Raw genomic sequence first — 22,938 nt, 5'->3', positions numbered from 1 at the left:
TAACCGAGAGGGGAACGGCGGGAGGGCGTGGCCCTTCTGCCGTTCGTCTATCCGACGGACGCGAGAAATGCGTCCCGATGCCGTTGCGGGAAAGGTTGCGACCTTAATGCTCGACAATATCTCAATTCTGTTTCAGGCGCCGATCTTCGCCGTGGACCTTCTGGTCCAGGGGCTGCTGATCGGCGGGATTTTCGTCCTTGCCGCCTACGGCCTCGCTCTGGTCTGGGGCGTGATGAACGTCAAGAACCTCGCCCAGGGCGACATGGTGATCCTCGGCGGGTATGTCGCCTACCAGTGCACGCTCTGGGGCCTGCATCCGATCATCGCGCTGCCGATCGCCTTCATCCTGCTCTTCACGCTTGGATGGGGGGTCTACGCGACCATCATCCGGCGCGTCGTCGACCGGGACATGTTCACCTCGCTGCTAGCGACCTTCGGGCTCAGCCTGCTGATCCAGCAGTCCCTCAATCTTGCCTATGGACCGGAGGTGAAGATCGCGGAATCCGGCTTTGGCACCCTTGATCTCGGGCAGCTCAGCATTCCCATGATCCGCTTCGTGAGCCTCGGACTCGCCGCCATCCTGGCGGTGGGGCTCATCCTCTTCATGCGCAATTCCCGCATGGGCCAGGCGATCCGCGCGACGGCGCAGGATCCGCGTGCGGCCCGCGTGCTCGGCATCAATACCGATCGGGTCTACGCCTTCACATATGCCCTGAATGCCGCGATCTGCGGCGCTGCGGGCGTGCTTGTCGCGATGATCTGGAACATCCAGCCCTTCTACGGGATCGTCCATTCGATCCGGGCCTTCATCATCGTCACCGCCGCCGGCCTCGGGAACCTTCCGGGCGTCGTCGTGGCCGGCTTCGGCCTCGGGGTCTGGGAGAATTATTCCGGCTTCATCTTCGGCGCTGAATTCGCCGTCGCCGCGGTCGTCATCGTCCTCGTGCTGGTGCTCATGTTCCGGCTCTTCCAGATGTATCGTGTAAGGCAGGTGGTCCGATGAGCCCGCAGAAACTCGATCTTTCGATCTATGGCGCGCTGATCGCCGCCGGGATCCTGGTGCCGCTTCTGGCGCCGGCCTTCACCAGCCAGATGGCGGTGCTGTGGCTCATGGTGCTGATGGCCGTCACCTGGGACATGACCGGCGGCCAGATGGGGTACAACTCGCTCGGCAACATCACCTTCTTCGGGATCGGGATGTATGCCTCCGCGGTGGTGCAGGTCGGCATCGTCTACGATGTCGCCGAGTACACCGCGGCGTTCGGGGCCATCAAGGTGGATTTCACGGAGACCCAGTACTGGACCGGCCTGTTCCTCGGCATCGGCTTTGGCGGCGTCATGGCGACACTGTTCGCCGTCATTGTCGGGCCCTTCATGCTCGGCCTGCGCGGACCCTACTTCGCCATCGGCACGCTGGGTCTTGCGGTTGCGGTCGCGGAAATGGTGAGCGGCTGGGCCTATGTCGGTGGCGGCAGCGGGATCTCGATGCCGGTCTTCCCGGGCGAGGCCGGCGCCGGATCCTTCGTCTTCTACGTCCTGCTCTTCGTGCTCGCGATCGCCTCGCACCTGATTATCCGGGCCGTCCTCAAGACCCGGTTCGGCCTCGCCATCAACGCGATACGCGACGACGAGGACAAGGCCGAGGCGATGGGCATCCACACCATGCGCTACAAGGTGATCGCCTGGATGATCCCGGCCTTCTTCATGGGCATGGCCGGAGCCGTCTTCGGCAACATGTCCGGCTTCATCGAGCCGCTCGAGGTCGCTTTCCCGACCGCGACCTTCGGCATCTTCATGGTGGCGATGGCGCTGCTCGGCGGCAAGGGCACGATCTGGGGGCCGGTGCTCGGGGCCATTCTCTTCCACATCATCAAAGAAGTGACCTGGACCCACCTGCTCGGCTGGCAGTGGGTCGCGCTCGGCGCGATCATCATCATCAACATCGTCTATTTCCAGCAGGGCATTCTCGGCTGGGCACAGGACCGCTGGCCCGCGCTGTTCGGTCTGACGGTGGACGAGCGAATGACCCGGACCGGCCAGACGGAGGCGGCGGAATGAGCGGCAACCTGATAGAAGTGCGCGGCGTCTCCAAGAGCTTTGGCGGCGTCGTCGCGAACAAGGGTGTGAGCATCGATGTCGCCGAGGGCGGCATCACCGGTCTGATCGGACCGAACGGATCGGGCAAGACGACGCTGTTCAACTCGGTCGTCGGCTATCATCCGATCGACGAGGGCTCGATCAAGTTCAAGGGCAGCGAGATCTCCAAGCTCCGGGTACCCGAGATCGCCCGGCTCGGGCTGCTCCGGACGTTCCAGCAGACCCGCATCTATTCGAAGATGGACTGCATGAAGAACATGCTGATCTCCGTCTCGCACAGGAACGAGGGCCTCGGCACGATGTTCGGCTCGATGCGGAACCGCGAGAACGAGGAGTTCGCCGAGGAACTGCTGGAGTTCGTCGGGCTCTACCAGAAGCGCTTCCTGATCGCCGGCGAGCTCTCCTTCGGACAGCAGAAGCTGCTGGAATTCGCCATGGCGCTGATGAACCGGCCCGAGGTTCTGCTGCTGGACGAGCCGACGGCGGGGATCAATCCGACCCTGATCAACGGCCTGATCGACCGGCTGAAGCGGGCGAACGAGCAGTTCGGCATCACCCTCTTCGTGATCGAGCACAACATGCGGGTGATCATGAACCTCGCCGACCGGATCTCCTGTCTCGCCCATGGCGAACTGCTGGCGACCGGCACGCCGGACGAGATCCAGAACGATCCGCGGGTCGTCGATGCCTATCTGGGAGCGCACTGATGAGCGATCAGCAGAACACAGAAACCGAGGCCGAGCGGGCGAAGCGGATCAGCGGCTATGGCAGCGGCGGCGTCGAGACGGTGATTTCCGTCGAGGACGTGGTCAGGCAGGTCGAGGCGATCGCCGAGGGCCCGGACCAGGCCCGGATCGACGCGCTCGCAGGACCGGAGCCCTATGTCGCCATCGACAGCCTGCGGGCCGGTTACGGCAAGATGGAAATCCTGCACGATTTCTCGCTCAAGGTCGGCAAGGGTCAGTCCTGTTGCCTGATCGGGCCGAACGGCGCCGGGAAATCGACGATCCTGCACTCGATCTTCGGCTTCACCAACATCTTCTCCGGGACCATCAATGTGGGCGGACAGGACGTCACCCACCTGTCCTCGAACGAGAAACTGAAGAATGCGGGCATCGCCTATATCCTGCAGGACAAGTCGGTGTTCGGCGGCATGACGGTGGAGGAAAATCTCTGGATGGGCGGCTACCTGAAGGAGACCACCGCGGAGGCGAAGGAAGCGGCCGAGCGCATCTTCGAGAAATATCCCCGTCTCGCGGCACGCCGCAACCACCAGGCCAAGGTGCTTTCGGGCGGCGAACGCCGCCTGCTGGAAATCAGCCGGGCGCTCGTCATGGAGCCGGAGGTGCTGCTGGTGGACGAACCCTCAATCGGCCTCGAGCCGCGTTTCATCGACATGGTGTTCGAGATCCTCGACGACCTGCAGCGGGTCGAGGGCAAGACCATCCTGATGGTGGAGCAGAACGCCAAGAAGGGGCTCGAGTTCGCCGATGTCGGCTACGTGCTGGTCTCCGGCCAGACGGCGATGGCCGGGACCGGAGAGGAACTGCTGGCGAACCCGGAGGTGGGACGGCTGTTCCTCGGAGGCTGATGAACGGCCGGGCACGAGCGCCTAGCGCTTCAGTCCGAGCCGCTTGTGCCAGGCTTCGATGCTCTCTTCCGGATAGTCGTCGAAACACCGGTCCTCCGGTCCCGCATGCAGCGGAACCCAGTCCGGTTTCGAGGAGAGCATCAGGTGCGTACGCTCCGGCGCCGTTGGCAGCGGCGTGTCGATGGCGCCGGCCTGCGGGTGCACGAGTTCCGGCCAGCGCGGGTCCCAGAGCCAGAGGGCGGAGCCGCATTTGCTGCAGAAGCAGCGCTCGGCCGGGCTTTCTCTGCCGTCGATGACGGCCTTGTATTTCGAGATATGCTCCGCGCCGTCGATCGCCAGGCTGTCGAAATCGCCGGAGAGATTGATCGCATAGCCGCCGCTGCCCGCCGTCTTGCGGCAAACCGAGCAGTAGCAGATGTTGAAGGGGTAGGGATGGCGGCTCTCCAGGCTGAAGCGCACGGCGCCGCAATGGCAGGAACCTTCAAGTTTCACCGGGCTTCCCCTTTCCGGCATCGACGCTGAAGTTCGGGCGCAAGAAATTTAGCCGCGCGCGGCCGTAGCTCCGGCTCTCGACCTCCTCGAGCCATTCGGACACTTCGAGATCCTCGCCTTTCTCGCACTCGATCACCACCAGCGTATTGCCGTCGATCCATCCGCGCTCGTGCAGCTTGTCGAGCGCCGGCGCGGCGAGGCCGCTGCGATAGGGCGGATCCATCAGCACGAGGCTGGCGGGACGCGGGACCGTGCGCTGCAGGGTGAGCACGTCGCCTTCGATCACCGTGACGTCGGCGCCGGCCCGCAGCTTCACGATGTTCTGCTTGAGAGCGGTCGCCGCCTCCCGGTCGCTTTCGATAAAGAAGACCTCGGCGGCGCCGCGCGAGAGGGCCTCCAGCCCGAGCGCCCCGGTACCGGCGAAAACGTCCACCACCAGGGCATCGGTCACCGGGTCGCCATGCTTGCCGCCCGCGAGAATGCCGAACAGGGATTCCCGCGTCCTGTCAGCGGTCGGCCGCGTGGTCCAGTTTTCAGGAGCGACGAGTTTGGTTCCGCGATGTCTGCCCGCGACGATCCGCATGTTTCTCTCCCCGAGCCGGTCGCGGTTTCACGTTTCCCCGACCGGTATTCTGCGTGCCGCCGGGTCCGCGCGTCGAGCGCTTTTCGGGATCTGCGCCCGCCTTGCCCCTGGCCGGTGCCTTGCCGCCGCCCGGCGCCGTGCCCGGCTTCTTGCGCGGGCCCTTGAACGGCGCCTTGGGTTTCGCCTTGGCGGTGCCGGTCTTCTTCTCTTCCCTGAAGCCGAGCTGTTCCTTCAGCGTAGCCTGCCGCACTTCCGCGATCTCGCCCGCCGGCAGGTCGCCGAGCTGGAAGGGGCCGTAGGAGACCCGGATCAGCCGGTTCACCCGGAGGCCGACATGCTCCATCAGCTTGCGGATCTCCCGGTTCTTGCCCTCCCGGATGCCGAGGGTCAGCCAGGTGTTCGACTTGCCTTCGATGTCGCGCTCGACCGTAACCGGGCCGTACCTGATGCCGTCGACGGTCGCGCCCTTCCTCAGCAGGTCGATCGAGCTCTCTGTGATGGAGCCGTAGACCCGGACGCGGTATTTGCGGAGCCAGCCTGTTGCGGGCAGCTCCAGCAGACGCGAGAGCTCACCGTCATTGGTCAGCAGCAGCAGGCCCTCGGTGTCGAAATCGAGGCGCCCGACGGTGACGACGCGCGGCATGTCCTTCGGCAGGACATCGAACACGGTTTCCCGGCCTTCCGGGTCCTTGTTGGTGGTCACCAGCCCGCGCGGCTTGTGAAAGCGCCAGAGGCGGGTCGGTTCGATCACCGGCAGGTCCCGGCCGTCGACCCGGATCCTGGACTCCGCGGTCACGGTGACGGCAGGTGTCGTCAGAACCTCGCCGTCGACCTCGACCCGGCCGGCGGCGATCCATTGCTCGGCCTCGCGGCGCGAACAGAGCCCGGCGCGGGCGAGCCGCTTGGCGATCCGCTCGGGACCGCGATCCTCGGAGAAGACTTTTTCGAAATCGGTCATGAATCAGGTCTTACGCGCGGGCGCGCGCGGATGCAACGCGCATCCAAACGGCTTGGAGGCGGGAACGCTTCCGGCTAGGAAGGAAGAATGGACGCAAGAGGTGAAAATCCGATGGCGCGGGCCCTCGCCGAGGCGGCGGCGGCGGCCGCCCGGGGCGAGGTGCCGGTCGGCGCGGTGGTGACGGATGCGGACGGCCGCGTGCTGGCTGCGGCCGGCAACCGGGTTGAGGAACTGAACGATCCGAGCGCCCATGCCGAGATCCTGGCGATCCGGGAGGCGGCGGCGACGCTCGGCGCGCCGCGCCTGGTCGGCTGCGATCTTCACGTCACGCTCGAGCCCTGCCCGATGTGCGCCCAGGCGATCAGCTTCGCCCGCATCCGCCGTCTCGTCTTCGGCGCCTACGATCCGAAGGGGGGCGGGGTCGAGCACGGGCCGCGGATCTACACCCAGCCGACCTGCCATCACGCACCGGAGGTGGTCGGCGGCGTCGAGGAGCGCCGCGCCGGCGACCTGCTCCGCTCGTTTTTCCGCGATCGCCGCTAGGGAGACCCAGATGCACCTCAATCTCTCGCCGGAGGCCTCCATCGTCATTCTGACCGGGGCGGGCATTTCCAAGGAAAGCGGCCTCGACACCTTTCGCGACGCGGACGGGATATGGTCGAAGGTCAATCTGGAGGACGTGGCGACGCCCGAGGGCTACCGGCGCAATCCCGTCATGGTGCACGAGTTCTACAATGCCCGCCGCCGCTCCCTGCTGAATGCCGATGTCTCCCCGAACGCGGCCCATGCGGCGCTTGCCCGTCTGGAGAGGGAGTGGGCCGGCAACGTGCTGCTGGTGACGCAGAATATCGACGACCTGCACGAGCGGGCGGGCTCCGAGAAGCTCCTGCACATGCATGGCGAGATGCTGAAGGTGCGCTGCGAGCGCACCGGCGAGATCTTCGACTGGCAGGGGGATCTTGGCCTCGAGAGCCGCAACCCGACCACGAACGAGGCCGGCACGCTGCGCCCGCACGTGGTCTGGTTCGGCGAGATGCCGCTCTACATGGAGGAGATCTACGCCTCGCTGGCAGATGCCGACCTCTTCATCTCGATCGGCACTTCCGGCAATGTCTATCCCGCCGCCGGTTTCGTGCAGGAGGCCCGGATGCACGGCGCCCACACGATCGAGCTCAATCTCGAACCGTCGGAGGGGGCGACGCTCTTCGCCGAGAAGCGCTACGGCCCCGCGAGCGAGATCGTGCCGGCCTATGTGCAGGAGTTGCTGGCGTAGCCGTCTCGCAGTCAGTGCACCAGCCTGCTCAGATAGCCGTTCCGGTTCTTCAGGAATTCCGTCAACAGTTCCGGGTAATCCGCGCCGACGGCTTCGCGCACGGAGTCCCTTGCCGAAAGCGCCCGCCGCCAGTCCACGAGCAACGGCAGGTTCTCCGCGAGGCCAAGCCCCGCACGGCTTTCGAACACGTCCAGATATCTGAAGACCGGGCCGAAGACGGCATCGACCAGCGAGAATCGGTCTCCGGCGAAGAAGGGGGCGCCGCCTGTCTTCAACTCCGCTTCAAGCCGCGTGAAACCGGCCCGAAGCGTCTTTCTTTCCGCGTTGAATTTCTCCTCGTCGGGCGCGTTGTAGAGGCGGGCGATCCCGCCCAGCAGGGACGAGCCGAACTCCATCCAGCTCCGGTGCCGGGCGCGCTCCAGCGGATCGGACGGGTGCAGGGGATTGGCCTGGGTCTCCTCGAGAAACTCCAGGATGACGGAAGATTCGAAAATGACCGCATCCCGGTGTCCGTCGCTGATTTTCAGCAATGGCACCTTTCCGAGCGGCGAGAGCGCGTGGAACCAGTCCGGTTTGTCCGAAAGGTCGATATAGATCCGCTCGAACGGCACCGCTTTTTCCGCAAGCGCAATCGCGGCGCGTTGGACATAAGGGCAGAGGGAGTGACTGATCAGCGTGATTTGGGTCATCTTCGTCTCCAGATATATATGCAATTGCATTTATATCTGTGGCGGACTTGCCTGCGTGTCAAGATTGATGCGTTTGCATGTACCTGCTATTTTCGTTTCATGGATATCTCGGACGCTACTTTGACCGACACACACCAGATTGCCTGGGTGCGGCTTGTCCGGGCCTCGGAACGGATCCTTCAAAAGGTGGAATCGGCCCTAAAGTCCGCGGGTCTGCCGCCGCTCGCCTGGTACGATCTGCTGCTGGAAGTGAAACGCGCCGGGGCGGAGGGACTGAGGCCCTACCAGCTGCAGTCGCGCATGCTGATCCCGCAATACAATTTGTCCCGGCTGGTCGAGCGCATGGTCAGGGCGGGCGTCATCGAGCGCCGGACCTGTCCCGAAGACGGTCGCGGGCACGTGGTCGGCCTGACGCCCGACGGTCTGGCGCTGCAGGAAAGAATGTGGCCGGTTTACCGCAGCGCGCTCGAGCGGGAAGTCAGCAGCCGGTTGAGCGAGGCTCAGGCCCGCAAACTGGCGGCGCTTCTCGTGCCGCTCGCGGCGGAGGACTAGTCCCCCTTCAACACAATTTCGCCGAGATGCCGTCCCATATGGGGAGTTTCCGGGAGTCTCTCGCGTCATCCCCTTTGCATGGGGATGGCGGATAGGGGGCGCAAGGCGAACTACCGCGACTGCATCCGGATCGCGCCGTCGAGACGCACGGTCTCGCCGTTCAGCATGACATTGTCGATCATCGCCAGTGCCAGTTTCGCGTATTCCTCCGGCGTGCCGAAGCGCGACGGATACGGCACGGTGGCGGCGAGGCTGTCCTGCACGTCCTGCGGCATGCCGAGCAGCATCGGGGTGCCGAAGAGGCCCGGCGCGATCGTGTTGAAGCGGATCCCGGCCTTGGCGAATTCGCGGGCGCCGACAATCGTCAGTGCGTGCACTCCGCCCTTGGAGGCCGCATAGGCGCTCTGCCCGATCTGGCCCTCGAAGGCGGCGACGGAGGCGGTGGAGATGACGATGCCGCGCTCGCCGTCTTCCAGCGGGTCCATGGACTGCATGTCGGCGGCGGCGAGCCGCATCATGTTGAAGGTGCCGATCAGGTTGACCTCGATGACGCGGCGGAAATTGTCGAGCGGCATCGGTCCGTTTCGGCCGACGATACGTTCCGCCGGCGCGATCCCGGCGCAGTTGACGAGGATGCGGGCCGGTCCGTGCGCCTCGCGGGCTTTCGCGACGGCGGCTTCCGCCGAGGCGGCGTCGGCGACGTCGCACGGGACCGCGATCCCGCCGATCTCCGCGGCGACCTGCTTGGCGCCTTCCTCGTTGACGTCGAACAGCGCGACCTTCGCACCCGTCGCTGCCAGTGCCCGCGCGGTGCCCGCACCGAGCCCGCTGCCGCCGCCGGTCACGATCGCGGCTTGCCCCTGAACCTGCATCTCTCTGCTCCCTGAAGCGATTTGTCCGGCACGGTCTTTCTTGACCCTGCTCGGGAAGGCTATAACTGGCCGCAGTGAAACCGAAACCCGCCCGTGCGTCCAGCGCGGCAAACGGAAGCACTGCTCATGTTCTCCTCGCTCCGCGACGTTCCTCGCCCGGCCCTGATCCTCGGCCTCGGCGGCGTGATCCCGTTTTACCTGCTCTCGCTGCCGATCTGGCTGACGGACCCGCTCTACGGGTACGTGCTGATCGACAGCATGATCACCTACGGCGCGGTGATCCTCTCATTTCTCGGCGCGGTGCACTGGGGCGCGGCGATGTGGCAGGGCGAACTGGAGGAGATCCGCGAGGAGGACGAGGAGGAGATGGACCGGGCCGCCTGGGCCCGCTATGGCTGGAGCGTGATCCCGGCCCTGATCGCCTGGATCGGAACATTGCTGGTGCCATTCGCCGGGCTGATGCTGATCGTGGTCGGCATCGGGCTGGCCTATTTCATCGACCTGCGCGCCTGCCGGGCCGGGTTCTTGCCGGAATGGTACGAGAGCTTGCGAAAAGTTCTGACAATCCTGGTGCTGCTCGCTTGCGGCAACGCTGTGGCCTCCGGCGTGACCGGGCCGTTCTAGGTCCGCTCCCTGGCCGGTTCCTGCTCTTCGGGCAGCAGCACCGGATGGTGGTCGGTCTTGTTGCGCACCGGCGCCTTGCCAAGTCGGGCCTCCCGATGGGCGATATAGAGCGTCGAGACGACGATCAGCCCGGCGCCGAGCAAGGTGTGCAGGCCCGGAACATCGCCGAACAGCCAGAAACCGATGAAGCCGGCGAAGATCAGCCGGGAATAGTCGAAAGGTACCACCGCCGTCGCCTCGCCGACCTTGAAACCCTTCACCGCGCAGGCCTGCCCGGCCGAGCCGAGGGCGCCGACCGAGAGCAGCATTGCCAACTCATTCCAGGTCGGCTGCTGCCAGACGAGGATCGCCGGCACGGTCATGATCGAGGTCGAGACGATACCGAAGCTGAACAGGATGGTGAGCGGGGATTCCGTCGCGCTCAGTTTCTTCACAAGCACCACGACAAGGGCGACGAAGAGCGTGCCGAGCAAAGCGATCCCGGCGGCGAAACCGATCTCTGAGGAGCCCGGCCGCACCATGATGAGCACGCCGAGGAACCCGACCGCGGTCGCGGTCCAGCGCCGCCAGCGGACCTTCTCGTTCAGGAACAGCACCGCCAGCACGATCATGAAGAGGGGCTTTGCGAAGCTGATCGCCGTCGCGTCGGCGAGCGGCATGTGGGTGACGGAATAGAAGCCGCAGGCCATTGCGCCTGCGCCGAGGCAGCCGCGCAGCAGATGCGCGAGCGGGCGCCTCGTCTTGAAGACCTGCGGTCCGGCCCGGAACATGAAGGGCAGGATCACAGCGAGCCCGAAGGCGCAGCGGAAGAAGGCGATCTGGAAGGTGTCGAGCCGGGCGCCGAGCAGTTTCACGTTCGCCTGCATGATCGAGAAGATCACGCAGGAGACGACGATCCAGAGCGCCCCCTGGGTATTGGGGGAAAGCGCGGCGAAGCGGGAAGACAGCGATGAATTGGCGGGCGCCATGGGTTTCCGGGCGCGCCCGGAGCGCACCATGTCCGACATTGTGGAATGGTGTCAGGATACCCGGTAGCGGCGAGGCAACCAGCGCCGATTGCGCATTGCAGCATTGCCCGCCGGACGGCGCCTCGCTATAGCTTTGGGCGAATGGCAAGACGCCGACCGGGCCGCGTTCCGGGCAAGGGCGCGGCAAACAGGGGACGCCGAGAGAGATGACGACCGACAGCAAACCGATTTGGCAGCCGAGCGCCGAGCGCATCGCCAGCGCGAACATCACCCGCTTCATCGAGTTCGTAAACCGGGAACGGGGTGCGAAGCTCACCGATTACGACAGTCTCTATGACTGGTCGGTCACCGAGCTCGAGAGTTTCTGGAATGCGGTCTGGGATTTCACCGGCATTGTCGGAGACAAGGGCAGTGACGTTATCCTGAAGGACGGCGACAAGATGCCGGGCGCCGCCTTCTTCCCGGACGCCAAGGTCAATTTCGCCGAGAACCTCCTGCGCCGCCGGGATGGGGCGGACGCCATCGTCTTCTGGGGCGAGGACAAGGTGAAGCGGCGGCTCTCCTTCAAGCAGCTCTATGACGAGGTCTCGAAATTCGCCCAGGCGCTGAAGGCCGAGGGCGTCGGTCCCGGCGACCGGGTTGCCGCCTTTATGCCGAACATGCCGGAAACCATCATCGCCATGGCCGCGACGGCCAGCCTCGGCGCCGTCTGGTCCTCCTGCTCGCCCGATTTCGGCATCCGCGGCGTGCTCGACCGTTTCGGCCAGATCGAGCCCAAGGTCTTCGTCGCCGTGGAGGGCTATTACTACGGCGGCAAGGCGTTCGACACGCTCGACAAGGTCGAGGGCATCCTCGCCGAGCTGCCGAGCGTGAAGAAGACGGTGATCGTGCCCTATACCCGCGAGGATGCGCCGATCGACACCCTGCCGAACGCGGTCAGCTACGGCGATTTCACCGGCGCTTACCAGGCCGGCGAGATCGACTTCGTGCGGATGGGCTTCAACGAGCCGCTCTACATCATGTTCTCGTCCGGCACGACCGGCGTGCCGAAATGCATCGTGCACGGCATCGGCGGCACGCTGATCCAGCACCTGAAGGAGCACCAGCTCCACAGCGACGTGAAGAAGGATGACCGGGTCTTCTACTTCACCACCTGCGGCTGGATGATGTGGAACTGGCTGGTCAGCGGGCTCGCCTCGGAAGCGACCCTGCTGCTCTATGACGGCAACCCCTTCTATCCGAGTGCCAACATCCTCTTCGACTACGCCGATGCCGAGAAGATGACCCTGTTCGGCACCTCGGCGAAATATATCGACGCTCTCAACAAGGCCGGCGTGACGCCGAAGGAGACCCACGATCTCTCGACCGTGCGGGCGATGACCTCGACCGGCTCGCCGCTGGTGCCGGAGGGCTTCGACTATGTCTACCGGGCGATCAAGTCCGACATCCAGCTCTCCTCGATCTCGGGCGGCACGGACATCGTTTCCTGCTTCGTCCTCGGCAACCCGGTCGGTCCGGTCTGGCGCGGCGAGATCCAGACCCGCGGCCTCGGTCTCGCGGTCAATGTCTTCGACGATGACGGCAAGCCGGTGGTCGGCGAGAAGGGCGAGCTGGTCTGCACCCGGCCCTTCCCCTGCATGCCGATCATGTTCTGGAACGACCCGGAGGGTGCCAAGTATCGCGGCGCCTATTTCGAGAGCTACGACAATATCTGGTGCCACGGCGACTATGTGGAACTGACCCCGCGCGGCGGCATGGTGATCTATGGCCGCTCCGACGCTGTGCTCAATCCGGGCGGTGTGCGCATCGGCACGGCGGAGATCTACCGCCAGGTGGAGAAGCTGCCGGAAGTGCTGGAAGGTCTTGTGATCGGCCAGGACTGGGATGACGATGTCCGCGTGGTGCTGTTCGTCCGGTTGGCCGAGGGCGTGACCCTGGACGAGGCGCTGGTCAAGCGGATCAAGGATACCGTGCGCAAGGGCGCCTCGCCGCGCCACGTGCCGGCAAAGATCCTTCACGTGGCCGACATTCCGCGCACCAAGAGCGGCAAGATCGTCGAACTTGCCGTGCGCAACGTGGTCCATGGCCGGCCGGTGAAGAATGTCGAGGCGCTCGCCAACCCGGAGGCATTGAAGCTGTACGAGGGCCTGCCCGAGCTTTCGGTCTGACGCAGTCCTCTCAGAACGCTTGGCCAGACGCCGGGAGCCCGATAGGTTGAATGCAGGGCGCGGCGGGCATTTTAGGGAAGAAGGCGATTTCGGCCCAGGACATCAGCACGGAACAGGACGCTCCGGATCCGGAGTTCTCCCGCCGTCAGCTCGAGGAGATCGTGCACGAACTCGATTCCGCGATCGAGGAGACGCGGCAGTGGCTGGCCCTGTTTCACCGGGCGCTGGTCTGTCGGCTCCGGCCCGATCCCGAAGTGGTCACCGAGGACGCGCACAGGATGAGCCGCTTCGGTCGCTGGTACTCCACGAACCGGGACGACGATCTCTTCTCGCAGCCCGCTTTCGCCGCGTTGGTCGGCATGCATCAGAGTATTTATGCCCATGCCGCGATACTCGCCGTCAGGGGTTGGAAGGACGACGGCATTCCGGCCGAAGAGTATGATGCTCTGCTGCACAAGATCGACAGTTTCAACGAGCAGGCGGGACGCATGGCCCGGGCCTTTCGGGCGGCGCTGTCAAATCTCGATCCGCTGACGGGGACGAATACGCGTCACACCATGGAAAAGGAGCTGCTGCGCGAGCAGCAGCGGATCCGGCGGACCGGCCGGCCATGTTCCATCGCCATCGCGGACATCGACCGCTTCAAGTCGGTGAACGACACCTACGGGCATCATGCGGGTGACCGTGTGCTGTCCCGCGTCACCCGGCTGATCGAGGATTCGCTCCGCCCCTACGACACGATCTATCGCTTCGGCGGGGAGGAATTCCTGATCTGTCTGCCGGACTCGGATCCGGAAGAGGCGCGCCGGGTGCTCGACCGGGTGCGCAGGAAGATCGCCGAGACACCGGTCGAGATCGACGGCGCGGAGTCGCTGTCCGTAACCGTGTCCTTCGGCGTCGCTCAACTGGTCCCGCGGCGGCGGCTGAAGGAGATCACTGAGCGCGCCGACCGGGCGCTATACGAGGCGAAGAATACCGGCCGCGACCGGGTGGTTGTCTGGACCGCCGAGCAGGCCTGAGGTCGTTGCCGCGTATTTCGGTCCTGGGGCGATTGAGATTGCCGCGGCGCGGGAGCCGGGTATGATCCCGGTGCAAATCGATTTGTCGAAATTGCTGGGGAGTTTCCGCTGTGGCGCTAGACAAGGGACGAGCGGCCGAGCTTGAGCATATGGTCCGCAAGATGGGAGCAATTATCTCGGTCTTCGAGGTCCGTTCCGATCCTGTCGGCAATCCGCGGTTCAGCGCTTTCCGCGACCTGATGGACGTGTTCCACGCCATGTGCGAGCGGCAGTTGAACGAACAGCAGGATTTCATCGACGCGATGGGCGAGATGACCGAAGAAGAGACCGAGCGCCTGAAGGTCGCATTCGAAAAGATCTACGGCAAACCGCCAAGCGGGATATGACCGCGGCGCCGGCGGAACCGCTACTGGATGGTCTGGCAGGCGAAGCCGCCTTCCTCTTTTGCCCGTTTCTTCAGTTCGGCAAAGGCCGTCAGCGCGGATTCCAGATCGGCGATGCGCCGGCCCGGTTCGATCACCAGCATGGCGGCGCTGCAGGTGAGCAGCGGAAAGCTTCGTAACTTGCCGTCGCGTCCGGGGGCCTCGATCGAACCGCGTTCGCGGGCCTTCTTGTCGTAGAAGCTCTCGACGTCCCGGGCAAACTGCCGGCGCGCCTCGTAGGCGCGACGGCTGACATCTGCCGTATCGGTGCCGCGGGCCCCGACAAAGAAGTCGTCCCCGCCGATATGTCCGACAAAGAAATCCGGTCCGCTGAAGGTCTGCCGGAGATTCTCCGCGAACAGCAGCAGTGCCCGGTCGCCCTGACGGAACCCGTATGTGTCGTTGAATGGCTTGAAATTATCGAAGTCGAAATGCAGCAGCGCGCAGCTCGCTTCGGTGTCCGTGACGGCGTCGGCGATATGATCCGCAATCGAGGTATTGCCGGGCAGCTTGGTAAGCGGGTTCATCTCGCGGGCAAAGATCAGGTTCTTCTCGTTCAGCACCCGGAGCAGCGAGGAATTGTCGAGGAAGCCGACATACTGCGCATTCTCGACGATGATCACGCCGTTCAGCGAGTCGTTATGGCTGTAGATCTGCAGGATGCGCTCGGCCTGGGTGTGGATGTCCGCGACCGGGCAGGGCCGCACAAAATCGCCGAGCCGTTTGCCGAAGCTGCGGTTCACGATCAGATCCTTGCCGTAAGGTGAGAAGGCATAGGCCTTCAGGTCGACATCACGGACGATCCCGAGAGGCCGGTCGTTCATGTCGAGGACCGGAAACAGCCGGGCACTCTGATTGGTGCGGAACGCGTCGAACACGTCCTGCATCGGTGTCTCGATTTTGAGCGTCGGAACCTTGACGATCTGCTCGCGCAGGATGTGCTGGTCCGAGGAGCGCGCCCGCCGGTCGCGGCGGCGCGCCGTCATGAGGCTCTCGTAGCTGCGGCTGAGGCTTTCATGTTCCAGCGTCGGCCGCGCCACCAGATAGCCCTGGACCAGATCGAAACCCAGTTCCCGGCAACTGCTCAGATCCTCTTCGGTTTCGACTCCCTCGGCGATGGTCTGGATGCCGAGTACCTCGAACATGTCGATCAGGCTGGAGACGAAGAGTTTCTTCTTCGGATCGTTGGCGACGTTGTTGATGAAATAGCGGTCGAACTTTACGTACTCGGCGTGCTCTTCATGCAGCAGGCGCAGGCGGGCATATCCTTCGCCGAAATCGTCGAGCGCGATCTGGATGCCGTGATCGCGGGCCTGGCGGAGCGCCCGGGTGGCGGCGCTGTCCTGGGAAATATCGGACTTTTCGGAAACCTCGAGACAGAGCTGCGTGCTGGAGAGCCCGAGCCCGGCCATGTTTTCGAGGATGCCGGAGGTGCGGTGGCTCAGGTGCGGCAGGCTGCGCGCATCGATATTGAAGAAGAGATGCAGGCCGTCCGCGCAGGAGAGCGCTGAGAAATCCTGGAGCGCCTTTTGCAGCAGGCGGGCCTCGAGTTCCTCGACCTGTCCGGCCTCGGCTGCGCGGTCAAAGAGATTGGCGATGCTGTCGAAACCGAGTTCGACCGGTCCTCGCAGCAAGGCCTCGAAGCCATGGGTCAGGCCCGTATCGAGATGGACTATGGGCTGGAAAGCGTGCCGAAGCCCGGTGACCAACGAGTCCAAGCGCGGAAAGCGGCTACTCGACTCAAACCTTTCGGAACCGCTCGCAGCGGCTGATGTCACATCGAGCACTGAGGTTCGCCACAAAAAATTAGGGCATATGCACGGGCCCTTTTTATTTCATTTCGTGGCGCTTTAAATCCATTTGTATGTGAAGGTTAGATGACCGATTTGTTGGAATTTTCGCTGTTTTCCGCAAAATTTTATTGATCGGCGCCGCCGCGTTCGCGCGCCACGGCACGCCAGCCGATATCCTTGCGGCAGAAACCGTGAGGCCAGTTGACCGCCTCGACGGCTTCATAGGCGCGCGACTGCGCCTCCGACACGGACGCGCCGCGCGCGGTCACGACGAGCACCCGGCCGCCGGTCGCCAGAAGAACGTCCTTGTCGGTCCGTGTCGTTCCGGCATGGAACGTCGTCACCATGTCGGTGTCCTTGGGCAACGCGGCGATCAGGGTGTTCTTCTCGTAGGAACCGGGATAGCCGTTCGAGGCGAGGACCACGCAGAGCGCCGCCTCGTCGCGCCAGCGGAGCGTGATCTGGTCGAGCTGCCCGTCGGCCGAGGCGATCAGCGCCGGCAGGATGTCGCTCGTCAGGCGCATCATCAGCACTTCGCATTCCGGATCGCCGAAACGGACATTGTGCTCGATCAGCTTGGGGCCGTCGGCGGTGATCATCAGTCCGGCAAAAAGCACCCCCTTGAACGGCATGCCCTCCGCAGCCATGCCGTCGACGGTCGGCTGCACGATATCCTTCATCACCCGGTCGATCATCGCCTGGTCCATAACCGGGGCCGGGGAATAGGCGCCCATTCCGCCGGTATTCGGCCCGGTATCGCCGTCGCCGACCGCCTTATGGTCCTGCGCCGCGGCGAGCGGAAGCGCGGTCCTGCCGTCGCAGAGCGCGAAGAAGCTGGCTTCCTCGCCAACGAGACATTCCTCGACCACGACCTCCTCGCCGGCGGCGCCGAAGGCCTTGTCGGACATTGCGTCCTCCAGCGCGGAGATCGCCTCGTTGACGCTCTGCGCGACCGTGACGCCCTTGCCGGCAGCGAGCCCGTCCGCCTTGACGACGATCGGCGCGCCCCGACGGGTCACATAGTCCTTCGCTGCCTCGAGATCGGTGAAGCGGGCATAGGCGGCGGTCGGGATGTTGTGGCGGTCGCAGATCCCCTTGGTGAAGGCCTTTGAGCCCTCGAGCCGGGCCGCCGCCGCGCTCGGCCCGAAGGCCTTGATGCCGGCTGCCTCCAGCTTGTCCACCAGTCCGGCGACGAGCGGCGCCTCGGGCCCGACGACGACGAAATCGACGGCTTCGTCCTTCGCGAAAGCGAGCAGTCCGTCAAGATCCTCCGCCTTCACCTCGACGCATTCCGCCACCTCCGCGATGCCGGCGTTGCCGGGCGCGCAGTAGAGACGGTCGCACAAGGGCGAGGCCGAGATGGCCCAGCACAAGGCGTGTTCGCGCGCACCAGATCCGACGACCAGAATTCTCATTTTAATGTCCCCACGCTTTCGCTCGGCGGCCTTGTAGCATAAATTCCGGGAATGCAAGACGATAGCCCTGAGCCCACCGGCAACATTCCCGAATTCTCCGTCAGCGAGATCTCCAGCCAGGTCAAACGGACCGTGGAAGGCGCCTTCGAACATGTCCGCGTGCGCGGCGAGGTCTCCCGCCCGACCCGCGCGGGCTCCGGGCATGTCTATCTGACACTGAAGGACGAGAAATCGGTACTCGACGCGGTCTGCTGGCGCGGCATCGCGGAGCGCCTCTCGATCCGGCCGGAAGAGGGGATGGAGGTGATCTGCACCGGCAAGCTCACCACCTTCCCCGGGCGCTCCAAGTACCAGATGGTGATCGAGCGGATGGAGCTCGCCGGCGAGGGCGCGCTGCTCAAACTGCTGGAGGAACGCAAGCGCAAGCTCGCGGCCGAAGGATTGTTCGCCGACGAGCGCAAGCGTCCGCTGCCGTTCCTGCCACGTGTGATCGGTGTCGTCACCTCGCCGACCGGCGCGGTGATCCGCGACATCCTGCATCGCCTCTCGGACCGTTTCCCAACACGTGTGCTGGTCTGGCCGGTACTGGTGCAGGGCGAGAGTGCGAAGGACCAGGTCGCCGCTGCGATCGAGGGTTTCAACCGGATGGCACCGGACGGGTCGGTGCCGCGTCCGGATCTGCTGATCGTGGCGCGCGGCGGCGGCAGTCTCGAGGATCTCTGGGCCTTCAACGAGGAGATCGTGGTGCGCGCCGCGGCGGCGAGCGAGATTCCGCTGATCTCCGCCGTCGGGCACGAGACGGACACCACGCTGATCGATTTCGCCTCCGACCGGCGGGCGCCGACCCCGACGGCGGCGGCCGAGATGGCAGTGCCGGTCCGCGCGGAACTGCTCGCCACGCTGATGCAGGACGAGTCCCGGCTCTTCAACGGGCTGCAGCGCAAGCTCGGCGAGGCCGAGACGCGTCTGTCTGGCCTGTCGCGCGGGCTCGGCGATCCGCGCTCGATCATCGAGGCGAAGGCGCAGACGGTGGATTACCGCTGGCAGACGGCGAGCGCCGCGACCGACCGGATGCTCTCGCGCCTGACCGAGCGGGTGCGCGATCTCGCGGCGCAGATCCCAGAACCGGCCGCCGAACTGGGCAGGCTGGAGAACCGCTTCGTCACGGCCCGGCAGCGGGTGGACTCGGTGATGGACACCATCCGGCAAAACGCCGCGAGCGATCTGAGAGCGGCTTCGGTACGCCTTCGCCTCGAGCCGGTGACCGAGCGCATGGGGCTCGGCGGGCGCGATGCGGCCCGGGCATGGAACCAGATCGAGCGTGCCGTCGACCGGGTTCTGGAGCAGCAGGGCGATCGGCTGACCTCGGTTGGCCGGATCCTCGAGAGCAATTCCTACGAACAGACCCTGAAACGCGGTTTTGCTCTGGTGCGCGACGCGGAGGGAGCGCCGGTCACCAGTGCGGCGGCTCTCTCGGAAGGCGACGGGGTCTCGATCCATTTCGGCGACGGCAGCCGCGAGGCGGTGATCGGCCCCGGTTCGGCGGACGGCCCGCCGCCGAAACGCCCGGCGGCAAAGCCCGCAGCCAAACCTAAGACAGGCAAAATCGATCCGGCCCAGGGGAGTCTTCTGTGATCCGCTTCGTTCTGCTCGCCCTGATCATCCTGACGGCGCGGCCGGCCGCCGCGGTCTCGCTGGAGATGAACGGCGTCTTCACCCAGGGTGGTATAATCATGGGCCGCACCGATCCGGGGGCCACTCTGATGCTTGACGGCAAGCCGGTCCGGGTCGGTACGGACGGCGTCTTCGTGCTCGGTTTCGGGCGTGAGGCGGCGCCGTATGCCGAACTCGTGGTGCGCGGTCCCGACGGCAGCGAGCAGCGCCGGACACTCGAGATCGCGAGGCGCGAATACCAGATCCAGCGGATCGACGGACTTCCGCAGAAATATGTCGAGCCGCCGGCCGAGGTGTTGGCAAGAATCCGGCGAGAGAATGCCGAGATCAGGAAGGTGCGGGAGATCGACACCGATCGCGCCTATTTCGCCGAGGGCTTCATCTGGCCGGCAAAGGGGAGGATCTCCGGCGTCTATGGCAGCCAGCGCGTCCTGAACGGCGAGCCCAAGAGACCGCATTACGGGATCGACGTCGCGGCGCCTGCGGGAACGCCCGTGGTGGCGCCGGCGGGCGGGGTCGTGCGGCTGGCGGAGAAGGATCTCTATTACACCGGCGGCACGATCATTCTGGATCACGGGCACGGTCTCAGTTCCGCTTTCCTGCACATGCAGGATGTCAGTGTGAAGGTCGGCCAGGAACTTAAACGCGGCGAGCGGATGGGCACGGTCGGCAGTACCGGGCGCTCGACCGGCGCACATCTCGACTGGCGCATCAACTGGTTCGATGTCCGGGTCGACGCGGCGGTCCTGGTTCCTCCTATGGAGTGACCAGACGGTCGATCAGGGCCTCGAGTGCCTGTGGATCTTCCCAGACCAGATCCACATCGACGCGCCGGACCAGAAGCCGCAGCTCTTCCGGCAGGCGGACATGGTCCTTCGCCGTGGTCAGCAGCAGCGCGTCTTCCTGCTCGGCGCGGGCGATCAGGTCAATCAGGTCCTCGCCGCGATAGGGCTGATGATCGCCGAAGGCGCGCGTCTCCAGGAGTTTCACGCCGAGTTTCGTCAGGGTGTCGAAGAACTTCTCCGGCCGGCCGATTCCGGCAAAGGCGACGGCGCGCTCTCCCTTGAGGCCCAAAGCCGAGCGCGACGGCGCGAGTCGGCCGCACAGCACCGGCAGCGTGTTTCCAAGCGGGGCGGCGAGACCCTGTCTGTCCTCTCCGAGCAGGACCACCGCGTCGGCGCGGGCGAGGCCGCCCCCGACGCTCTCCCGCAGCGGGCCGGCCGGCATCAGGCGGCCGTTGCCGAAGCCGTAGCCGCCGTCGACGACCAGAATCGAAGCGGTTTTCGCGATCGTCGGATTCTGGAAGCCGTCATCCATCAGGATCAGCTCGGCCCCCGCTGCGGCGGCCATCTGGGCACCCTTCGCTCTATGCCGCGAAACCCAGGTCGGAGCGGTCTCTGCGAGCAGCAGGGGCTCGTCCCCGATATCGGCGGCGCTATGCCGCTCCGGGAGGACGCGGAGCGGCCCGGCAAGACGGCCGCCGTAGCCCCGGCTGAGGAAGGCGACCTTGAGCCCGCGCCTGCCAAGCGCGCGGCCGAGCGCGAGGGCGACCGGCGTTTTGCCGGCGCCGCCCGCGACCAGATTGCCGACGCAGACGACCGGAACCGGCGCGCGGTAGGTTTGCGAGGTGGCGGCGCGCAGGGCGGCAGCGGCGCGATAGATCCAGGAGGCCGGCGTCAGGAGGGCCGGCAGCAGGCCGCCGCTCCGCCAGAAACCGGGGGCCTTCATCTCGTCTCTCCATACGCGGAGACCGCGGCGAGGATGCGCCCGGCCATCTCTTCCGCAATGGCGCCCTGGCCTTCCGCGAAGGCCTTTGCGTTGGCTCCGATGCCGGCCCGTTCGGATTCGTTCTGCAGCAGATCGCGCAGCCGTCGTCCGAGATCCTTCGCATCGGCGATCTCGAGAGCGGCCCGGGCCTCGATCATGTCGGACGCGATGTCCGCATTCTTCGCCATCAGCTGGCCGAAAAGGACCGGCTTTGCGAAATGCGCCGGCTCCAGCGGATTGTGACCGCCGACCGGGATCAGCGAGCCGCCAACGAAGACCGTATCGGACAGTTCGAAGAGCGTGCCCATCTCGCCCAGCGTGTCGGCGATATAGATTTCCGTTTCCGGGGCGGGCAGCACGCCTTCGGAGCGGCGCGCGCAGCGGAAGCGCTGAGCTTCCAGCATGGCCGATATCTCGGAGCCCCGGCTTGGGTGGCGCGGGGCGATGATCGTCAGCACGTCCGGGCGCGCGGCGGCGGCGATCCGGTGCGCTTCAGCAGCGGCCTCTTCCTCGCCCGCATGAGTGCTGGCGGCGAGAAATACGGGTCGCTCGCCGACCGCGTCTCTGAGTGCGGAAAGCTTCGCCGGATCCGTCGTCAGCGCCGATGCGGCGCGCTTCAGGTTCCCGACGCACAGTACCGGCGCGCGGGTCAGGCCTTCGAAGCCGGCCTTCTGCGCCGGGTTGCTCGCCAGGATTAGTGAGAAATCGCTGAACAGGCGTCCGGTGAAGATCGAAAGCCGGCGCCAGCGCTCGAACGAACCCTTCGACATCCGGGCGTTTGCGAGGATCAGCGGAATCCGCCGCCGTCTGGCCGAGAGCACCAGGTTGGGCCAGAGATCGGACTCGACAAAAATCGCGGCGTCCGGTTCCCAGTGATCGAGAAAGCTGCCGATCCAGTCCGGTTGATCGAGCGGCAGGAACTGGTGCATGGCCCGTTGCGGAAGGCGGTCGGCCATCAGTCTTGCCGAGGTCAGGGTGCCGCTGGTCAGCAGGACGTTCAGTGCGGGATCGCGGGCAAGCAAGCGCTCGATCAGGACGAGCGCGGTCTGGCACTCGCCGACGCTGGCGCCGTGCACCCAGAAGAGCGCTCCGGCGGGCCGCTGAAGCGACGCCTGTCCGCGGCGTTCGCCGATCCGCGCCGGGTCCTCCTTGCCGCGGGCGAGCCGCCGTTTCAGCAGATGCTCGAGTAGCGGTGTCGCAAGGCGCATGGCGCCGCTATAGATCCGGAAAATCATGCCGAAGCCGCCGGATCGGGATCTGCCGGAAGGATAGGTTCGGTGCCGAGCGCCCGGTCCGCCTCGAGGCAAAGACCGTTCAGCCTTCGCTCGAGTTCCAGTCGCAGTGCTTCCAGCGTTTCCTCGTCGGCATCCCGAGGGACATTGAGCGGTGCCCCCCACACATAGACACCGCGGCTGAAGGGCAGAGCCAGGATGAAGCGGTCCCAGGTCCGCAGCACGCGGCGGCGTCTGACGTTCCAGGCCACCGGGTAGATCGGCGCGCCGCTCATCCGGGCGAGCGCGATGATGCCGGCGCCGACCCGCATCCGGGGACCGCGCGGTCCGTCCGGCGTGAGCGCCACTGTGACGCCCTCCTTCAGGGTGCGCAGCATCGAGCGCATCGCCTGCGCGCCGCCCTTGCCCTTGCCGGCGGAGCCGACGATGTCGCCGATGCCGAGATGTTGAATGGTGCGGGCGATCAGGCGTCCGTCGGCGTGTTTCGACTGCAGCATGGCGACGGGCCGGTCGGTCTGCCAGATCTCCGCCATCAGCATGATGCGATTGTGCCAGAAAGCGCCGATCACCGGGCGGTCGTTGTCGAAGACCTCGTCGCGGAACTCGGGATGCAGAACCTGCCAGCGGATGGTGCGCGAGAGGCCCCGGATCAGCACCGCCAGCAGGCGGCTTGCGATCTCGCGGCCGGTTTCCGTACGCAACAGTCGCTTCAGCATGCTTTCCGTTCAGGTTCCGGGGCCGGGCTGCCC

Annotated in this window: 24 protein-coding genes; 13 read left to right on the top strand and 11 right to left on the bottom strand. The window is 65.4% G+C overall.

The genetic code is table 11. The features are described from left to right. The first annotated feature begins 106 nt into the window (after positions 1-106). The 4 genes from ACOOE1_RS13210 to ACOOE1_RS13195 are packed head-to-tail and all read left to right on the top strand — an operon-like array spanning position 107 to position 3,688. On the top strand, positions 107-1,003 hold the full coding sequence (locus tag ACOOE1_RS13210; protein WP_420402662.1) for a branched-chain amino acid ABC transporter permease: 897 nt from the start codon (positions 107-109) through the stop codon (positions 1,001-1,003). After that, positions 1,000-2,058, top strand: coding sequence for a branched-chain amino acid ABC transporter permease (locus tag ACOOE1_RS13205; RefSeq protein WP_420402661.1), 1,059 nt, complete (start codon positions 1,000-1,002; stop codon positions 2,056-2,058). The genes ACOOE1_RS13210 and ACOOE1_RS13205 overlap by 4 nt, the downstream gene beginning before the upstream one ends. After that, positions 2,055-2,804 (top strand): ABC transporter ATP-binding protein, encoded by a 750-nt coding sequence (locus ACOOE1_RS13200; RefSeq protein ID WP_420402660.1) that lies wholly within the window; start codon positions 2,055-2,057, stop codon positions 2,802-2,804. The genes ACOOE1_RS13205 and ACOOE1_RS13200 overlap by 4 nt, the downstream gene beginning before the upstream one ends. After that, positions 2,804-3,688 carry an ABC transporter ATP-binding protein gene (locus ACOOE1_RS13195; RefSeq protein ID WP_420402659.1) on the top strand — a complete coding sequence of 295 codons (885 nt, stop codon included), beginning with the start codon at positions 2,804-2,806 and terminating at the stop codon, positions 3,686-3,688. Before ACOOE1_RS13200 ends, ACOOE1_RS13195 begins: the two co-directional genes overlap by 1 nt. 21 nt (positions 3,689-3,709) lie before the next feature. On the opposite strand, the gene ACOOE1_RS13190 is transcribed toward ACOOE1_RS13195, so the two are convergent. From ACOOE1_RS13190 to ACOOE1_RS13180, 3 genes are read right to left on the bottom strand one after another with little or no spacing between them, the layout of a single operon-like run. After that, entirely contained in the window at positions 3,710-4,180 is a 471-nt protein-coding gene (locus ACOOE1_RS13190) for a GFA family protein (protein WP_420402658.1), read from the bottom strand. Beyond that, entirely contained in the window at positions 4,170-4,763 is a 594-nt protein-coding gene (gene rsmD, locus ACOOE1_RS13185; protein WP_420402657.1) for a 16S rRNA (guanine(966)-N(2))-methyltransferase RsmD, read from the bottom strand. The genes ACOOE1_RS13190 and rsmD overlap by 11 nt, the downstream gene beginning before the upstream one ends. Then, on the bottom strand, positions 4,714-5,721 hold the full coding sequence (locus ACOOE1_RS13180) for a pseudouridine synthase (protein WP_420402656.1): 1,008 nt from the start codon (positions 5,719-5,721) through the stop codon (positions 4,714-4,716). Before ACOOE1_RS13180 ends, rsmD begins: the two co-directional genes overlap by 50 nt. A 111-nt stretch (positions 5,722-5,832) precedes the next feature. Between ACOOE1_RS13180 and ACOOE1_RS13175 the strand changes: the two genes are divergently transcribed. Both ACOOE1_RS13175 and cobB read left to right on the top strand, forming a co-directional pair. Then, positions 5,833-6,264, top strand: coding sequence for a nucleoside deaminase (locus ACOOE1_RS13175; protein ID WP_420406433.1), 432 nt, complete (start codon positions 5,833-5,835; stop codon positions 6,262-6,264). 10 nt (positions 6,265-6,274) lie between these two features. Then, positions 6,275-6,994 carry a Sir2 family NAD+-dependent deacetylase gene (gene cobB, locus ACOOE1_RS13170; RefSeq protein WP_420402655.1) on the top strand — a complete coding sequence of 240 codons (720 nt, stop codon included), beginning with the start codon at positions 6,275-6,277 and terminating at the stop codon, positions 6,992-6,994. 11 nt (positions 6,995-7,005) lie between these two features. On the opposite strand, the gene ACOOE1_RS13165 is transcribed toward cobB, so the two are convergent. After that, entirely contained in the window at positions 7,006-7,683 is a 678-nt protein-coding gene (locus tag ACOOE1_RS13165) for a glutathione S-transferase family protein (protein ID WP_420402654.1), read from the bottom strand. A 120-nt stretch (positions 7,684-7,803) separates the two neighbouring features. On the opposite strand from ACOOE1_RS13165, the gene ACOOE1_RS13160 reads away from it, so the two are divergent. Next, the gene (locus tag ACOOE1_RS13160) at positions 7,804-8,235 is read left to right on the top strand and encodes a MarR family winged helix-turn-helix transcriptional regulator (RefSeq protein ID WP_420402653.1); all 432 of its coding nucleotides are present in this window, start codon (positions 7,804-7,806) and stop codon (positions 8,233-8,235) included. 110 nt (positions 8,236-8,345) lie between these two features. Here ACOOE1_RS13160 and ACOOE1_RS13155 read toward each other — a convergent pair whose 3' ends face one another. Continuing rightward, entirely contained in the window at positions 8,346-9,107 is a 762-nt protein-coding gene (locus tag ACOOE1_RS13155) for an SDR family NAD(P)-dependent oxidoreductase (protein ID WP_420402652.1), read from the bottom strand. Between the two features lie 126 nt (positions 9,108-9,233). Here ACOOE1_RS13155 and ACOOE1_RS13150 point away from each other — a divergent pair, with 126 nt between their 5' ends. Beyond that, the gene (locus ACOOE1_RS13150) at positions 9,234-9,731 is read left to right on the top strand and encodes a DUF3429 domain-containing protein (protein WP_420402651.1); all 498 of its coding nucleotides are present in this window, start codon (positions 9,234-9,236) and stop codon (positions 9,729-9,731) included. On the opposite strand, the gene ACOOE1_RS13145 is transcribed toward ACOOE1_RS13150, so the two are convergent. Continuing rightward, positions 9,728-10,699 (bottom strand): DMT family transporter, encoded by a 972-nt coding sequence (locus tag ACOOE1_RS13145; protein WP_420402650.1) that lies wholly within the window; start codon positions 10,697-10,699, stop codon positions 9,728-9,730. The genes ACOOE1_RS13150 and ACOOE1_RS13145 overlap by 4 nt on opposite strands. Before the next feature lie 206 nt (positions 10,700-10,905). Between ACOOE1_RS13145 and ACOOE1_RS13140 the strand changes: the two genes are divergently transcribed. The 3 genes from ACOOE1_RS13140 to ACOOE1_RS13130 all read left to right on the top strand — a co-directional run bounded on the left by ACOOE1_RS13140 (position 10,906) and on the right by ACOOE1_RS13130 (position 14,272). After that, positions 10,906-12,867, top strand: a complete 1,962-nt coding sequence (locus ACOOE1_RS13140) for an acetoacetate--CoA ligase (protein WP_420402649.1) — start codon at positions 10,906-10,908, stop codon at positions 12,865-12,867. A 50-nt stretch (positions 12,868-12,917) separates the two neighbouring features. Next, the gene (locus ACOOE1_RS13135; RefSeq protein WP_420402648.1) at positions 12,918-13,886 is read left to right on the top strand and encodes a diguanylate cyclase; all 969 of its coding nucleotides are present in this window, start codon (positions 12,918-12,920) and stop codon (positions 13,884-13,886) included. Between the two features lie 110 nt (positions 13,887-13,996). Beyond that, positions 13,997-14,272: a hypothetical protein gene (locus tag ACOOE1_RS13130; RefSeq protein ID WP_420402647.1), complete on the top strand. Its 276-nt coding sequence runs from the start codon at positions 13,997-13,999 to the stop codon at positions 14,270-14,272. 20 nt (positions 14,273-14,292) lie between these two features. Here the strand turns inward: ACOOE1_RS13130 and ACOOE1_RS13125 are convergent, their stop codons facing one another. Together ACOOE1_RS13125 and purD are read right to left on the bottom strand one after the other, a co-directional pair. Continuing rightward, positions 14,293-16,017, bottom strand: coding sequence for an EAL domain-containing protein (locus tag ACOOE1_RS13125; protein ID WP_420402646.1), 1,725 nt, complete (start codon positions 16,015-16,017; stop codon positions 14,293-14,295). Positions 16,018-16,226: 209 nt separating this feature from the next. Beyond that, positions 16,227-17,516, bottom strand: coding sequence for a phosphoribosylamine--glycine ligase (gene purD / locus ACOOE1_RS13120; protein WP_420402645.1), 1,290 nt, complete (start codon positions 17,514-17,516; stop codon positions 16,227-16,229). A gap of 51 nt (positions 17,517-17,567) precedes the next feature. On the opposite strand from purD, the gene xseA reads away from it, so the two are divergent. Continuing rightward, entirely contained in the window at positions 17,568-19,151 is a 1,584-nt protein-coding gene (gene xseA, locus ACOOE1_RS13115; protein ID WP_420402644.1) for an exodeoxyribonuclease VII large subunit, read from the top strand. Continuing rightward, positions 19,148-19,957 carry a M23 family metallopeptidase gene (locus ACOOE1_RS13110; protein WP_420402643.1) on the top strand — a complete coding sequence of 270 codons (810 nt, stop codon included), beginning with the start codon at positions 19,148-19,150 and terminating at the stop codon, positions 19,955-19,957. The genes xseA and ACOOE1_RS13110 overlap by 4 nt, the downstream gene beginning before the upstream one ends. Here the strand turns inward: ACOOE1_RS13110 and lpxK are convergent. Genes lpxK through ACOOE1_RS13095 form a run of 3 tightly spaced genes read right to left on the bottom strand, consistent with a single transcriptional unit; the run spans position 19,947 to position 22,905 of the window. Then, entirely contained in the window at positions 19,947-20,918 is a 972-nt protein-coding gene (gene lpxK / locus ACOOE1_RS13105) for a tetraacyldisaccharide 4'-kinase (RefSeq protein WP_420402642.1), read from the bottom strand. The two genes, ACOOE1_RS13110 and lpxK, sit on opposite strands and share 11 nt — an antisense overlap. Next, on the bottom strand, positions 20,915-22,192 hold the full coding sequence (locus tag ACOOE1_RS13100) for a 3-deoxy-D-manno-octulosonic acid transferase (protein WP_420402641.1): 1,278 nt from the start codon (positions 22,190-22,192) through the stop codon (positions 20,915-20,917). The genes lpxK and ACOOE1_RS13100 overlap by 4 nt, the downstream gene beginning before the upstream one ends. Then, positions 22,189-22,905: a lysophospholipid acyltransferase family protein gene (locus tag ACOOE1_RS13095; RefSeq protein ID WP_420402640.1), complete on the bottom strand. Its 717-nt coding sequence runs from the start codon at positions 22,903-22,905 to the stop codon at positions 22,189-22,191. Before ACOOE1_RS13095 ends, ACOOE1_RS13100 begins: the two co-directional genes overlap by 4 nt. Between the last annotated feature and the right edge of the window lie 33 nt (positions 22,906-22,938).

The organism is Nisaea sp. (assembly GCF_965216895.1).
GTDB lineage: Bacteria > Pseudomonadota > Alphaproteobacteria > Thalassobaculales > Thalassobaculaceae > Nisaea.
Note: the sequence above shows the minus strand (reverse complement) of the source record. Positions and strands in the feature narration are given on the sequence as shown.